The 13,304-nt window shown below is 56.7% G+C and carries 24 protein-coding genes; all 24 read left to right on the forward strand.

Translation table 11 applies throughout. From position 1 onward, the window contains the following. Positions 1-20: 20 nt before the first annotated feature. Positions 21-392, forward strand: a complete 372-nt coding sequence (gene rpsL / locus ABOA88_RS18785; RefSeq protein WP_003257088.1) for a 30S ribosomal protein S12 — start codon at positions 21-23, stop codon at positions 390-392. A gap of 105 nt (positions 393-497) precedes the next feature. Beyond that, positions 498-968 (forward strand): 30S ribosomal protein S7, encoded by a 471-nt coding sequence (gene rpsG, locus ABOA88_RS18790; RefSeq protein ID WP_003246741.1) that lies wholly within the window; start codon positions 498-500, stop codon positions 966-968. Positions 969-998: 30 nt separating this feature from the next. Next, positions 999-3,146 carry an elongation factor G gene (gene fusA / locus ABOA88_RS18795; protein WP_196170826.1) on the forward strand — a complete coding sequence of 716 codons (2,148 nt, stop codon included), beginning with the start codon at positions 999-1,001 and terminating at the stop codon, positions 3,144-3,146. A 30-nt stretch (positions 3,147-3,176) separates the two neighbouring features. Beyond that, complete coding sequence (tuf, locus tag ABOA88_RS18800) at positions 3,177-4,370, forward strand: elongation factor Tu (protein WP_099593972.1); 1,194 nt, start codon at positions 3,177-3,179, stop codon at positions 4,368-4,370. Between the two features lie 142 nt (positions 4,371-4,512). Further along, positions 4,513-4,824, forward strand: a complete 312-nt coding sequence (gene rpsJ / locus ABOA88_RS18805; RefSeq protein ID WP_003186070.1) for a 30S ribosomal protein S10 — start codon at positions 4,513-4,515, stop codon at positions 4,822-4,824. An 81-nt stretch (positions 4,825-4,905) separates the two neighbouring features. After that, complete coding sequence (gene rplC, locus ABOA88_RS18810; protein ID WP_043210317.1) at positions 4,906-5,541, forward strand: 50S ribosomal protein L3; 636 nt, start codon at positions 4,906-4,908, stop codon at positions 5,539-5,541. Positions 5,542-5,553: 12 nt separating this feature from the next. Beyond that, positions 5,554-6,156: a 50S ribosomal protein L4 gene (gene rplD / locus ABOA88_RS18815; RefSeq protein ID WP_043210315.1), complete on the forward strand. Its 603-nt coding sequence runs from the start codon at positions 5,554-5,556 to the stop codon at positions 6,154-6,156. Continuing rightward, positions 6,153-6,452, forward strand: a complete 300-nt coding sequence (gene rplW / locus ABOA88_RS18820) for a 50S ribosomal protein L23 (protein ID WP_003255484.1) — start codon at positions 6,153-6,155, stop codon at positions 6,450-6,452. The genes rplD and rplW overlap by 4 nt, the downstream gene beginning before the upstream one ends. A gap of 14 nt (positions 6,453-6,466) precedes the next feature. Continuing rightward, positions 6,467-7,291 carry a 50S ribosomal protein L2 gene (rplB, locus tag ABOA88_RS18825; RefSeq protein ID WP_043210313.1) on the forward strand — a complete coding sequence of 275 codons (825 nt, stop codon included), beginning with the start codon at positions 6,467-6,469 and terminating at the stop codon, positions 7,289-7,291. Positions 7,292-7,307: 16 nt separating this feature from the next. Beyond that, positions 7,308-7,583 carry a 30S ribosomal protein S19 gene (gene rpsS / locus ABOA88_RS18830; RefSeq protein ID WP_010486981.1) on the forward strand — a complete coding sequence of 92 codons (276 nt, stop codon included), beginning with the start codon at positions 7,308-7,310 and terminating at the stop codon, positions 7,581-7,583. 11 nt (positions 7,584-7,594) lie between these two features. Next, positions 7,595-7,927, forward strand: coding sequence for a 50S ribosomal protein L22 (rplV, locus tag ABOA88_RS18835; RefSeq protein ID WP_003103908.1), 333 nt, complete (start codon positions 7,595-7,597; stop codon positions 7,925-7,927). A 13-nt stretch (positions 7,928-7,940) separates the two neighbouring features. Beyond that, positions 7,941-8,627 carry a 30S ribosomal protein S3 gene (gene rpsC / locus ABOA88_RS18840; RefSeq protein WP_003255481.1) on the forward strand — a complete coding sequence of 229 codons (687 nt, stop codon included), beginning with the start codon at positions 7,941-7,943 and terminating at the stop codon, positions 8,625-8,627. Between the two features lie 12 nt (positions 8,628-8,639). Further along, positions 8,640-9,053, forward strand: coding sequence for a 50S ribosomal protein L16 (gene rplP, locus ABOA88_RS18845; RefSeq protein ID WP_009397508.1), 414 nt, complete (start codon positions 8,640-8,642; stop codon positions 9,051-9,053). Beyond that, positions 9,053-9,244, forward strand: coding sequence for a 50S ribosomal protein L29 (gene rpmC / locus ABOA88_RS18850; protein ID WP_002555481.1), 192 nt, complete (start codon positions 9,053-9,055; stop codon positions 9,242-9,244). Before rplP ends, rpmC begins: the two co-directional genes overlap by 1 nt. Before the next feature lie 2 nt (positions 9,245-9,246). After that, positions 9,247-9,513, forward strand: a complete 267-nt coding sequence (gene rpsQ, locus ABOA88_RS18855) for a 30S ribosomal protein S17 (protein ID WP_043210310.1) — start codon at positions 9,247-9,249, stop codon at positions 9,511-9,513. A 23-nt stretch (positions 9,514-9,536) separates the two neighbouring features. Further along, a complete protein-coding gene (gene rplN / locus ABOA88_RS18860) occupies positions 9,537-9,905 on the forward strand; it encodes a 50S ribosomal protein L14 (RefSeq protein ID WP_008089810.1) in 369 nt (122 codons plus the stop codon). An 11-nt stretch (positions 9,906-9,916) separates the two neighbouring features. Beyond that, positions 9,917-10,231 (forward strand): 50S ribosomal protein L24, encoded by a 315-nt coding sequence (rplX, locus tag ABOA88_RS18865; RefSeq protein ID WP_013970637.1) that lies wholly within the window; start codon positions 9,917-9,919, stop codon positions 10,229-10,231. Positions 10,232-10,251: 20 nt separating this feature from the next. Next, positions 10,252-10,791: a 50S ribosomal protein L5 gene (gene rplE / locus ABOA88_RS18870; RefSeq protein ID WP_043210306.1), complete on the forward strand. Its 540-nt coding sequence runs from the start codon at positions 10,252-10,254 to the stop codon at positions 10,789-10,791. Positions 10,792-10,804: 13 nt separating this feature from the next. Further along, entirely contained in the window at positions 10,805-11,110 is a 306-nt protein-coding gene (gene rpsN / locus ABOA88_RS18875) for a 30S ribosomal protein S14 (protein ID WP_013970638.1), read from the forward strand. Positions 11,111-11,319: 209 nt separating this feature from the next. Further along, positions 11,320-11,712, forward strand: a complete 393-nt coding sequence (gene rpsH / locus ABOA88_RS18880) for a 30S ribosomal protein S8 (RefSeq protein ID WP_043210304.1) — start codon at positions 11,320-11,322, stop codon at positions 11,710-11,712. A 12-nt stretch (positions 11,713-11,724) separates the two neighbouring features. Next, complete coding sequence (gene rplF, locus ABOA88_RS18885; RefSeq protein WP_070093900.1) at positions 11,725-12,258, forward strand: 50S ribosomal protein L6; 534 nt, start codon at positions 11,725-11,727, stop codon at positions 12,256-12,258. Between the two features lie 10 nt (positions 12,259-12,268). Beyond that, positions 12,269-12,619, forward strand: a complete 351-nt coding sequence (gene rplR / locus ABOA88_RS18890; protein ID WP_011531893.1) for a 50S ribosomal protein L18 — start codon at positions 12,269-12,271, stop codon at positions 12,617-12,619. A 3-nt stretch (positions 12,620-12,622) separates the two neighbouring features. Then, complete coding sequence (gene rpsE, locus ABOA88_RS18895) at positions 12,623-13,123, forward strand: 30S ribosomal protein S5 (RefSeq protein ID WP_023382626.1); 501 nt, start codon at positions 12,623-12,625, stop codon at positions 13,121-13,123. A 2-nt stretch (positions 13,124-13,125) separates the two neighbouring features. Then, the gene (gene rpmD, locus ABOA88_RS18900) at positions 13,126-13,302 is read left to right on the forward strand and encodes a 50S ribosomal protein L30 (RefSeq protein ID WP_009397493.1); all 177 of its coding nucleotides are present in this window, start codon (positions 13,126-13,128) and stop codon (positions 13,300-13,302) included. The last annotated feature ends 2 nt before the right edge of the window (positions 13,303-13,304 follow it).

A 13,304-nucleotide genomic window follows, 5' to 3' on the forward strand; every position in this document is an offset into this window, starting at 1 on the left:
ACAATCAGTGGAGCTAGTAGATGGCAACTATCAACCAGCTGGTACGTCAGCCGCGTAAGCGTACCGTCGAGAAATCCGACGTACCTGCGCTGCAGAACTGCCCGCAGCGTCGTGGCGTGTGCACCCGTGTGTACACCACCACGCCGAAAAAACCTAACTCGGCACTGCGTAAAGTATGCCGTGTGCGTCTGACCAACGGTTTCGAGGTTTCCTCGTACATCGGTGGTGAAGGCCACAACCTGCAAGAGCACAGCGTCGTTCTGATCCGTGGCGGCCGTGTAAAAGACTTGCCAGGTGTTCGTTACCACACCGTTCGCGGCTCTCTGGATACTTCGGGCGTTAAAGGCCGTAACCAGGGTCGTTCGAAGTACGGTACCAAGCGTCCGAAGTAATCGGCCGTTTGCAGACATCCATTTTTTGAGTCGATAAGAGTAAGGTCGGGCAGGGGTCGAAGACCCACGTCCCGGGCTAACCTGAAGACCGTTTGAGGGCTTATCATGCCAAGACGTCGTGTAGCAGCAAAACGTGAGATCCTGGACGATCCGAAGTACGGATCCCAGATTCTCGCCAAGTTCATGAACCACGTGATGGAAAGCGGCAAGAAGGCCGTAGCCGAGCGCATCGTTTATGGTGCCCTGGATACCGTCAAAGCACGCAAGAACAGCGACCCCCTGGAAATCTTCGAGAAAGCTCTCGACGCCATCGCTCCGCTGGTCGAAGTAAAGTCCCGCCGTGTAGGCGGTGCCACTTACCAGGTCCCGGTTGAAGTTCGTCCGTCCCGTCGTAACGCTCTGGCAATGCGCTGGCTCGTAGACTACGCCCGCAAGCGTGGCGAGAAGTCCATGGCTCTGCGCCTGGCCGGTGAACTGCTGGATGCTGCTGAAGGCAAGGGTGCTGCAGTCAAGAAGCGTGAAGACGTGCACCGTATGGCCGAGGCCAACAAGGCGTTCTCGCACTACCGCTTCTAATTCAAGCATCAATCTTTTTGCGAGGGCTTTATGGCTCGTACTACAGCAATTAACCGCTACCGTAACATCGGTATCTGCGCGCACGTTGACGCGGGCAAGACTACCACTACCGAGCGGATCCTGTTTTACACAGGTCTGAGCCACAAGATGGGCGAGGTGCATGATGGCGCCGCGACCACCGACTGGATGGTGCAGGAGCAGGAGCGCGGTATCACCATTACCTCCGCTGCCGTTACCACCTTCTGGAAAGGCTCCCGTGGTCAGTACGACAACTACCGCGTAAACGTCATCGATACCCCCGGCCACGTTGACTTCACCATTGAAGTTGAGCGTTCGCTGCGCGTACTCGACGGCGCGGTCGTCGTATTCTGCGGTACCTCTGGTGTTGAGCCGCAGTCCGAAACCGTATGGCGTCAGGCCAACAAGTACGGCGTTCCACGTGTTGTATACGTGAACAAGATGGACCGTGCTGGTGCCAACTTCCTGCGCGTTGTCGGCCAGATCAAGAACCGTCTGGGTCACACCCCGGTACCAATCCAGCTGGCTATCGGTTCGGAAGACAACTTCCAGGGTCAGGTCGACCTGATCAAGATGAAAGCCATCTACTGGAACGATGACGACAAGGGCACCACCTATCGCGAGGAAGAAATTCCTGCCGATATGCTGGAGCTGGCTGAAGAGTGGCGCGCCAACATGGTCGAGTCCGCTGCCGAAGCCAACGAAGAGCTGATGAACAAGTACCTTGAAGAAGGTGACCTGTCTGTCGAAGAGATCAAGGCCGGTCTGCGTGCCCGTACTCTGGCGAGCGAAATCGTTCCTGCTGTCTGCGGCTCCTCGTTCAAGAACAAGGGTGTTCCCCTGGTTCTCGACGCCGTGATCGATTTCCTGCCTGCTCCGACCGAGATTCCTGCGATCAAGGGTATCCACCCTGATCTGGCTGATACGCCGAAGGAAGAAATCACCGAAGAGCAGCAGGACGAGCGTCATGCCGACGACAACGAGCCGTTCTCGGCTCTGGCGTTCAAGATCGCTACCGACCCGTTCGTTGGTACCCTGACCTTCGTTCGCGTCTACTCGGGCGTTCTGAGCTCTGGTGACTCGGTCATCAACTCGGTCAAAGGCAAGAAAGAGCGCGTTGGTCGTATGGTGCAGATGCACGCCAACCAGCGTGAAGAGATCAAGGAAGTTCGCGCTGGCGACATCGCGGCCCTGATCGGCATGAAGGACGTTACCACTGGTGAGACCCTGTGCGACGCCGACAAGCCAATCATCCTTGAGCGCATGGACTTCCCTGAGCCTGTAATCTCGCTCTCCGTTGAGCCGAAGACCAAGCAGGATCAGGAGAAGATGGGTATCGCTCTGGGCAAGCTGGCCCAGGAAGACCCGTCGTTCCGCGTCAAGACCGACGAAGAGACTGGCCAGACCATCATCTCCGGTATGGGTGAGCTGCACCTGGACATCATCGTTGACCGCATGAAGCGTGAATTCAACGTTGAAGCCAACATCGGCAAGCCGCAGGTTTCTTACCGCGAGAAGATCACCAAGTCCGGTGTCGAGATCGAGGGCAAGTTCGTTCGTCAGTCCGGTGGTCGTGGTCAGTTCGGTCACTGCTGGATCCGCTTCTCCGAGCCGGATCAGGATGCCAACGGCAACATCACCGAAGGCCTGGTCTTCACCAACGAAGTCGTTGGCGGTGTTGTTCCGAAGGAATACATCCCTGCGATCCAGAAGGGTATCGAAGAGCAGATGAAGAACGGCGTCGTTGCCGGCTATCCTCTGATCGGCCTTAAGGCTACCGTGTTCGACGGTTCTTACCACGACGTCGACTCCAACGAGATGGCGTTCAAGATCGCGGCCTCCATGGCGACCAAGCAGCTGGCTCAGAAGGGCGGCGGTGTTGTGCTTGAACCGATCATGAAGGTTGAGGTAGTAACCCCTGAGGATTACATGGGTGACGTGATGGGTGACCTGAACCGTCGTCGTGGTCTGATCCAGGGTATGGATGACTCGGTCTCCGGCAAGGTTATCCGTGCAGAAGTCCCGCTGGGAGAAATGTTCGGTTATGCGACCGACGTCCGTTCCATGTCTCAGGGTCGCGCAAGCTACTCCATGGAATTCTCCAAGTACTCCGAAGCTCCGTCGAACATCGTCGAAGCACTCGTTAAAAAACAAGGCTAATCCAGCCCTTTAGGCAAGAGGTTCACTGTCGTGGCTAAAGAAAAATTTGATCGTTCCCTTCCCCACGTTAACGTCGGCACCATCGGCCACGTTGACCACGGTAAGACCACTCTGACCGCAGCTCTGACTCGCGTCTGCTCCGAAGTTTTCGGTTCGGCCGTCGTTGAGTTCGACAAGATCGACTCGGCTCCAGAAGAAAAAGCGCGCGGTATCACCATCAACACCGCTCACGTCGAGTACAACTCGAACATTCGTCACTACGCTCACGTTGACTGCCCAGGTCACGCTGACTACGTGAAGAACATGATCACCGGTGCTGCCCAGATGGACGGCGCGATCCTGGTTTGCTCGGCCGCCGATGGTCCGATGCCACAAACCCGTGAGCACATCCTGCTGTCCCGTCAGGTTGGCGTTCCTTACATCGTGGTCTTCCTGAACAAGGCTGACCTGGTAGACGACGCTGAGCTGCTGGAACTGGTCGAGATGGAAGTTCGCGACCTGCTGTCCACCTACGACTTCCCAGGCGACGACACTCCGATCATCATCGGTTCGGCTCGTATGGCTCTGGAAGGCAAAGACGACAACGAAATGGGTACCAGCGCTGTCAAGAAGCTGGTTGAAACTCTGGATGCCTACATTCCTGAGCCAGTTCGTGCCGTTGACCAGCCGTTCCTGATGCCGATCGAAGACGTCTTCTCGATCTCGGGTCGTGGTACCGTTGTTACCGGTCGTATCGAGCGTGGTATCGTCCGCGTTCAGGACGCCCTGGAAATCGTTGGTCTGCGTCCAACCACCACCACCACCTGCACCGGCGTTGAGATGTTCCGCAAGCTGCTGGACGAAGGTCGTGCTGGCGAGAACTGCGGCGTCCTGCTGCGCGGCACCAAGCGTGACGAAGTTGAGCGTGGCCAGGTTCTGGTCAAGCCGGGTTCGGTCAAGCCGCACACCAAGTTCACCGCAGAAGTCTACGTTCTGTCCAAGGAAGAAGGCGGTCGTCACACTCCGTTCTTCAAAGGCTACCGTCCTCAGTTCTACTTCCGTACCACTGACGTGACCGGTAACTGCGAACTGCCGGAAGGCGTTGAAATGGTAATGCCAGGTGACAACATTCAGATGACTGTCACCCTGATCAAGACCATCGCAATGGAAGACGGTCTGCGCTTCGCTATCCGTGAAGGCGGTCGTACCGTCGGCGCCGGCGTCGTAGCCAAAATCATCGAGTAATCACTCGGTCGATTGAAAAAAGCCCCCGCTCAGCGGGGGCTTTTTTTATTGGGTTGACACTAAATAGGGGCGTCTATAGAATCACGCCTCCTTTTAACGGGCGTAGTGCGCCCGATGGGAACAGCCTGGAGTCTGAAATCCAATGCAAAATCAGCAAATCCGTATCAGGTTGAAGGCTTTTGACCATCGCCTGATCGACCAATCCACCCAGGAAATCGTGGAAACCGCGAAACGTACTGGTGCACAAGTGCGTGGTCCAATTCCACTGCCAACCCGCAAAGAGCGTTTCACCGTTCTGGTTTCCCCGCACGTCAACAAAGACGCGCGTGACCAGTACGAGATCCGCACTCATAAGCGTGTTCTGGACATCGTCCAGCCAACGGATAAAACCGTTGACGCGCTGATGAAGCTTGACCTTGCGGCAGGCGTGGAAGTACAGATCAGCCTCGGCTAAGACTTCGGTCTGAGTCGTGTAACGCTCTGAAATGGGCGGCCATAGCGGGTGAAAGCCCCGTACACTCATGAGGTTTACAACATGACTATTGGTGTAGTCGGTCGCAAGTGCGGTATGACCCGCATTTTCACCGAAGAAGGTGTCTCCATTCCGGTCACGGTCATCGAGATCGAGCCGAATCGCGTCACCCAGTTCAAAACTGAAGAAACCGATGGCTACCGTGCAGTGCAAGTCACTGTAGGTGAGCGTCGTGCTTCGCGCGTGACTGCCGCTCAGGCAGGTCACTTCGCCAAGGCTAACGTTGCCGCTGGTCGCGGTGTCTGGGAGTTCCGTCTTGAAGAAGGCGATTTCCAGGCTGGCGATCTGATCAAAGCTGAACTCTTCACTGCAGGCCAGCTGGTAGACGTAACCGGTCAGTCCAAAGGTAAAGGCTTCGCCGGTACCATCAAGCGCTGGAACTTCCGTGGTCAAGACAACACCCACGGTAACTCCGTATCGCACCGTGTCCCTGGCTCCATCGGCCAGTGCCAGACTCCTGGTCGTGTATTCAAGGGCAAGAAGATGTCCGGTCACATGGGCGCCGAGCGCGTGACTGTTCAGTCCCTGGAAGTAGTACGCGTAGACGCAGAACGCAACCTGCTGCTGGTCAAGGGTGCCGTTCCAGGCGCTACTGGCGGCGACGTGGTTGTGCGTCCAGCTGTCAAGGCTCGCGGTTAAGGGGAAACTGACATGCAACTTAATGTAAATGACGCTCAGGCGATCGAAGTTTCCGAACTGACTTTCGGTGGCGAATTCAACGAGACGCTGGTACACCAAGCAGTCGTGGCCTACATGGCCGGCGGCCGTCAGGGCACCAAGCAGCAGAAGACCCGTTCCGACGTAGCTGGTGGCGGCAAGCGCCCGTGGCGTCAGAAAGGCACCGGCCGCGCTCGTGCCGGTACCACTCGCGGCCCGATCTGGCGCGGCGGTGGCGTCACCTTCGCAGCTCGTCCGCAGGACCACTCGCAGAAGCTCAACAAGAAGATGTATCGCGCAGCCCTGCGCTCCATCCTCTCCGAGCTGGTACGTAGCGAGCGTCTGGTCGTAGTTCAGGACTTCGCTGTTGAAGCTCCGAAGACCAAAGACCTGCTGAACAAGCTGAACGGCATGGGTCTGAACGACGTACTGATCGTTTCCGACGCTGTTGATCAGAACCTGTACCTGGCTGCTCGTAACCTGCCGCACGTCGACGTACGTGACGTTCAAGGTTCCGATCCGGTCAGTCTGATCGCATACGAGAAAGTGTTGATCACTGTCTCGGCCGTGAAGAAATTCGAGGAGCTGCTGGGATGAACCAGGAACGCGTATTTAAAGTCCTCCTTGGCCCGCACGTTTCCGAGAAGGCTACCGTTCTGGCTGAGAAAAAAGGCCAGTTCGTATTCAAGGTTGCTACTGACGCAACCAAGCTGGAAATCAAGAAAGCTGTCGAAGGCCTGTTCAACGTAAAAGTTGAAAACGTGTCGACTGTTAACGTTCTGGGTAAAACCAAGCGTACCGCACGTGGTCTGGGCAAGCGTAATGACTGGAAGAAGGCGATCGTCTCCCTTCAGCCAGGCCAAGATCTCGATTTCAGCAGCAGTGCTGAGTAAGGAAGGGGTGCATCATGGCAATCGTTAAATGCAAACCGACTTCCCCTGGCCGCCGTTTCGTGGTCAAGGTGGTCAACAAGGAGCTGCACAAAGGCGCTCCTCACGCACCGCTGATCGAGAAGAAATCGAAGTCTGGTGGTCGTAACAACAATGGCCGCATCACCACTCGTCACGTTGGTGGTGGTCATAAGCAGCATTACCGTCTGGTTGACTTCCGTCGCAACGACAAAGATGGCATCCCGGCCACCGTCGAGCGTATCGAATACGACCCGAACCGTACTGCTCACATCGCCCTGCTGTGCTACGCAGACGGCGAGCGTCGCTACATCATCGCCCCTAAAGGCGTTGTTGCTGGCGACCAGCTGATCGCAGGCGCTCTGGCCCCAATCAAGGCCGGTAACTCCCTGCAACTGCGCAACATCCCAGTAGGTAGCACCATTCACGGCATCGAACTGAAGCCGGGCAAAGGTGCTCAGATCGCTCGTTCCGCTGGTGCTTCGGCTCAGCTGATCGCTCGCGAAGGCGCTTACGTGACCCTGCGTCTGCGCTCTGGTGAAATGCGTAAAGTACTGGCTGAGTGCCGTGCGACCCTGGGCGAAGTCTCGAACTCCGAGCACAGCCTGCGTTCGCTGGGTAAAGCTGGTGCAAAACGCTGGCGCGGCGTTCGCCCAACCGTTCGTGGTGTTGCCATGAACCCGGTTGACCACCCACATGGTGGTGGTGAAGGTCGTACCTCCGGTGGTCGTCATCCGGTATCGCCATGGGGCTTCCCGACCAAGGGTGCGAAGACCCGTGGTAATAAGCGTACCGACAATATGATCGTCCGTCGTCGCAAGTAACTAGAGGGATACGACAGTGCCACGTTCTCTGAAAAAAGGTCCTTTTATCGATCTTCACCTTCTGAAGAAGATCGAAGTGGCGGTGGAGAAGAACGATCGCAAGCCAGTTAAAACCTGGTCGCGCCGTTCGATGATCCTGCCACAAATGGTCGGTCTGACCATCGCGGTACACAACGGTCGTCAGCATGTCCCAGTTCTCGTGAACGAAGACATGGTCGGCCACAAACTGGGCGAGTTCGCCGGTACCCGCACCTATCGCGGGCACGTGGCTGACAAGAAAGCCAAGCGTTAAGGGGTAAGGAAATGGAAGTAGCCGCTAAGTTGTCGGGCGCTCGAATCTCCGCCCAGAAAGCCCGCTTGGTCGCCGACCAGATCCGCGGGAAGAAGGTGGGCGAAGCGCTCAACCTGTTGGCCTTCAGCAGCAAAAAAGCCGCTGAAATCATGAAGAAAGTCCTCGAGTCGGCCGTTGCCAACGCCGAACACAACGAAGGCGCAGACGTTGATGACCTGAAAGTCTCCACCGTCTTCGTCAACGAAGGGCGTTCGCTGAAGCGCATCATGCCGCGTGCCAAAGGCCGCGCTGATCGCATCGTCAAGCGGTCTTGCCATATCACTGTCAAGGTTGCGGACAAGTAACGGAGTCGATCAGATGGGTCAGAAAGTACATCCCACTGGCATTCGCCTGGGAATCGTCAAGGAGCACACCTCCGTCTGGTATGCAGACGGCGCTACTTACGCAGATTACCTGTTGAAGGATCTGAAAACGCGTGAGTACCTCCAGGACAAACTAAAAAGCGCGTCCGTAAGCCGTATCGATATTCATCGTCCGGCTCAAACTGCACGCATCACCATCCACACCGCTCGTCCCGGTATCGTTATCGGCAAGAAGGGTGAGGACGTTGAGAAGCTGCGTCAGGACCTGACCAAGCAGATGGGTGTGCCTGTGCACATCAACATCGAAGAGATCCGCAAGCCGGAACTCGACGCAATGCTGGTTGCCCAGAGCGTAGCTCAGCAGCTGGAGCGCCGCGTAATGTTCCGTCGCGCCATGAAGCGCGCCGTTCAGAACGCCATGCGTATTGGTGCCAAGGGCATCAAGATCCAGGTTAGCGGTCGTCTCGGCGGTGCTGAGATCGCTCGTACTGAGTGGTATCGCGAAGGTCGTGTGCCTCTGCACACCCTGCGTGCCGATATCGACTACAACACCTACGAAGCTCACACCACTTACGGTGTGATCGGTGTGAAGGTTTGGATCTTCAAAGGCGAAGTTATTGGTGGTCGCCAGGAAGAGCTGAAGCCTCAAGCACCAGCGCCTCGTAAAAAAGCTGCTAAGTAAGGGGTACGCCAAATGTTGCAACCAAAGCGTACAAAATTCCGTAAGCAGATGACCGGCCACAACCGTGGTCTGGCACTGCGCGGTAGCAAGGTCAGCTTCGGCGAATTCGCCCTGAAGGCTGTTGCTCGCGGTCGTCTCACCGCCCGTCAGATCGAGTCGGCACGTCGTGCCCTGACCCGTCACGTAAAGCGTGGCGGCAAGATCTGGATCCGCGTCTTCCCGGACAAGCCGGTTACCAAGAAGCCTCTCGAGGTTCGTATGGGTAAAGGTAAGGGTTCCGTGGAATACTGGGTTGCCCAGATTCAGCCAGGCAAAGTCCTGTACGAGATCGAGGGTGTTTCTGAAGAGCTGGCGCGCGAGGCCTTCGCCCTGGCTGCTGCAAAGCTGCCACTCGCCACCTCCTTTGTTAAGCGGACGGTGATGTGATGAAAGCGAATGAACTTCGTGAAAAATCGGCACAGCAGCTGAATGAGCAACTGCTCGGCTTGCTGCGCGACCAGTTCAATCTGCGTATGCAGAAGGCAACTGGCCAGTTGGGGCAGTCGCACCTGCTCTCGCAAGTTAAGCGTGACATCGCTCGCGTGAAAACTGTGCTCAACCAGCAGGCAGGTAAGTGATCATGGCTGAAGCTGAAAAAACCGTCCGTACGCTGACTGGCCGTGTCGTCAGCGACAAAATGGACAAGACCATCACCGTTCTGATCGAGCGTCGCGTCAAGCACCCGATCTACGGTAAATACGTTAAGCGTTCGACTAAGCTGCACGCGCACGACGAGACCAATCAGTGCAAGATCGGCGACAAGGTTTCCATCCGTGAAACCCGTCCGCTGGCCAAGACCAAGTCCTGGGCACTGGTTGAAGTCATCGAACGCGCTGTTGAAGTCTAAGGGCGAAGGGTCGGAGAAATTTTATGATTCAGACTCAATCCATGCTCGATGTGGCCGATAACAGCGGCGCTCGTCGCGTCATGTGCATCAAGGTGCTCGGCGGTTCCCACCGCCGTTACGCCGGTATCGGTGACATCATCAAAGTTACCGTCAAGGAAGCAATTCCTCGCGGTAAGGTCAAAAAAGGCCAGGTGATGACTGCTGTCGTCGTTCGTACCCGTCACGGTGTACGTCGCGCTGACGGTTCCATCATTCGTTTCGACGGCAACGCTGCTGTTCTGCTGAACACCAAGCAAGAGCCGATCGGCACTCGCATCTTCGGGCCAGTGACCCGTGAACTTCGTACCGAGAAGTTCATGAAGATCGTCTCGCTCGCCCCTGAAGTGCTCTAAGGAGATCCGACATGCAAAAGATTCGTCGTGACGACGAGATCATCGTGATCGCCGGCAAGGACAAAGGTAAGCGCGGTAAGGTGCTGAAGGTTCTCGCTGACAACCGTCTGGTTGTTGGTGGTGTCAACCTGGTCAAGCGTCATACCAAGCCTAACCCGATGGCGGGCGTCCAGGGCGGTATCGTCGAGAAAGAAGCGCCTCTGCACGCTTCCAACGTTGCCATTTTCAATGGTGAAACCAACAAGGCTGACCGCGTTGGCTTCAAGGTTGAAGACGGCAAGAAAATTCGTGTCTTCAAGTCGACCCAGAAAGCGGTTGATGCTTGAACACTGCTAGGTAGAAGACAATGGCACGACTGAAAGAGATTTACCGGAACGAAATCGCTCCCAAGCTTAAGGAAGAACTTAAGCTGGCGAACGTGATGGAAGTTCCTCGCGTAACCAAGATCACCCTGAACATGGGTCTGGGCGAAGCGGTCGGTGACAAGAAAGTCATCGAAAACGCCGTTGCCGACCTGGAAAAGATCACCGGCCAAAAAGCCGTTGTGACTTTCGCTCGCAAGTCGATTGCGGGCTTCAAGGTTCGTGAAGGTTGGCCGATTGGCGTCAAGGTAACCCTGCGCCGTGATCGTATGTATGAATTCCTGGACCGCCTGCTGGCGATCTCCCTGCCTCGGGTTCGCGACTTCCGCGGCCTGAATGCCAAGTCCTTCGATGGTCGTGGCAACTACAGCATGGGCGTGAAAGAGCAGATCATCTTCCCGGAAATCGACTACGACAAGATCGATGCTCTGCGCGGTCTGGACATCACCCTGACCACCACTGCTCGTACGGATGACGAAGGTCGCGCTCTGCTGCGTGCTTTCAAATTCCCGTTCCGCAACTGATTGGAGTAGGAAAATGGCCAAGAAGAGCATGAAAAACCGCGAGCTGAAGCGTCAGCTCACGGTAGCCAAGTACGCTAAGAAGCGTGCTGAGCTGAAAGCGACCATCGTCAACCTGAACGCCTCTCCTGAAGAGCGTTTCGCTGCCGTAGTCGCTCTGCAGAAGCAGCCACGTGACGCTAGCGCCTCGCGCCTGCGTAACCGTTGCCGCCTGACCGGTCGTCCTCACGGTGTATACCGTAAGTTCGGCCTGGGCCGTAACATGCTGCGTCAAGCTGCAATGCGCGGTGACGTACCAGGTCTGGTCAAGGCCTCCTGGTAATCGCTGCAGGTTTAGAGCCGGCGGAAGGGGAGCGATCTTCCGACCGTCGGTATTCTTGCCAACGAACAAGCCCCTTCATGGGGCTTGTTTCGTTTCTGTCTTGTGTCTAGAATGACCGGCTCACCTGAGCCTGGGTTTTTTACCCTGCCCGCTCGGGTGGTTGTGATAGCCGCAAGGCTAATAATTCTTGTATCAGGAGCATCTAGCCCATGAGTATGCAGGACCCGTTAGCGGACATGCTAACTCGCATCCGTAATGCCCAGATGGCTGAAAAGTCCGTCGTAAGCATGCCTTCCTCCACCCTGAAGGTCGCGGTTGCCAAAGTTCTGAAGGACGAAGGTTACATCGCTGGCTACCAGGTAACTGGTGAGGCCAAGCCTTCCCTGTCGATCGAACTGAAGTACTTCGAAGGCCGTCCGGTCATCGAGGAACTGAAGCGCTCCAGCCGTCCAGGCCTGCGCCAGTACAAGTCCGTCGCAGACCTGCCGAAAGTACGTGGCGGCCTGGGCGTGTCTATCGTCTCCACCAACAAAGGTGTGATGACTGATCGCGCTGCGCGCGCTGCCGGTGTCGGCGGCGAAGTTCTGTGCACAGTGTTCTAAGGGGAGATAGGCATGTCTCGCGTCGCTAAGAACCCCGTTAAGCTGCCAGCTGGCGTCGAAGTCAAATTCGCCGGCCAACAGCTTTCGGTTAAGGGTGCCAAAGGCACTCTCGAACTGAACGTTCACTCGTCTGTTGAAGTTACCGAAGAGTCTGGTGAGCTGCGTTTCGCCGCTCGCAACGGTGACCAGCAAGCCCGCGCCATGGCCGGTACTACCCGTGCTCTGGTCAACAACATGGTTCAGGGCGTAAGCCAAGGCTTCGAGCGCAAGCTCCAGCTGATCGGTGTTGGTTACAAAGCACAGGCCAAAGGCACCGTCCTGAACCTGGCTCTGGGCTTCTCGCACCCAGTGGACTACGAACTGCCAGCCGGCATCACCGCTGAAACTCCCAGCCAGACCGACATCCTGATCAAGGGTATCGACAAGCAGCTGGTTGGTCAGGTGGCCGCTGAAATCCGCGACTTCCGTCCGCCAGAGCCTTACAAAGGCAAGGGTGTGCGTTACGCGGACGAAGTAGTCCGTCGTAAAGAAGCCAAGAAGAAGTAGGGCCTAGCAAATGACCGACAAAAAAGTTACTCGACTGCGTCGCGCTCGCAAAGCACGCCTGAAAATGCACGAGCTCGAAGCCGTGCGTCTCTGCGTGTTCCGCTCCTCGCAGCACATCTACGCCCAGGTCATTTCGGCCGACGGCAGCAAGGTTCTGGCAAGCGCCTCTACCTTGGACAAAGAACTGCGTGATGGCGCCACCGGCAACATCGACGCGGCCACTAAGGTTGGCAAGCTGGTAGCTGAGCGCGCGAAAGCCGCCGGCGTCTCTCAAGTTGCTTTCGACCGTTCTGGCTTCAAGTACCACGGCCGCGTCAAGGCGCTGGCTGATGCTGCTCGTGAAGGCGGGCTGGAGTTCTAAGTTATGGCAAATAACGACCAAAAGCGCGACGAAGGCTACATCGAGAAGCTGGTTCAAGTTAACCGCGTTGCAAAAACCGTCAAAGGCGGCCGCATCTTCACCTTCACCGCGTTGACCGTGGTAGGTGATGGCAAGGGCCGTGTCGGCTTCGGCCGTGGCAAGTCGCGCGAAGTACCTGCTGCGATTCAGAAAGCCATGGAAGCTGCCCGTCGCAACATGATCCAGGTTGACCTGAAGGGCACCACCCTGCAGTACGCCACCAAGGCTGCCCACGGCGCCTCGAAGGTTTACATGCAGCCTGCCTCGGAAGGTACCGGTATCATCGCCGGCGGCGCAATGCGTGCTGTCCTGGAAGTTGCTGGTGTCCAGAACGTTCTGGCCAAGTGCTACGGTTCGACCAACCCAGTGAACGTGGTTTACGCCACCTTCAAGGGTCTGAAAGCCATGCAATCTCCTGAGTCCATTGCTGCCAAGCGCGGCAAGAGCGTTGAGGAGATCATCTGATCATGGCAACCGTAAAAGTAACGCTGATCAAAAGCACCGCCGGCCGCCTGCCTAACCACAAACTGTGCGTTAAGGGTCTGGGTCTGCGTCGCATCGGTCACACTGTAGAAGTCCAGGATACTCCCGAAAACCGCGGGATGATCAACAAGGCTTACTACATGCTGCGCGTCGAGGGTTAATC

This window comes from Pseudomonas sp. PKS (assembly GCF_051913525.1).
GTDB classification, from domain to species: Bacteria; Pseudomonadota; Gammaproteobacteria; order Pseudomonadales; family Pseudomonadaceae; genus Aquipseudomonas; species Aquipseudomonas guariconensis_D.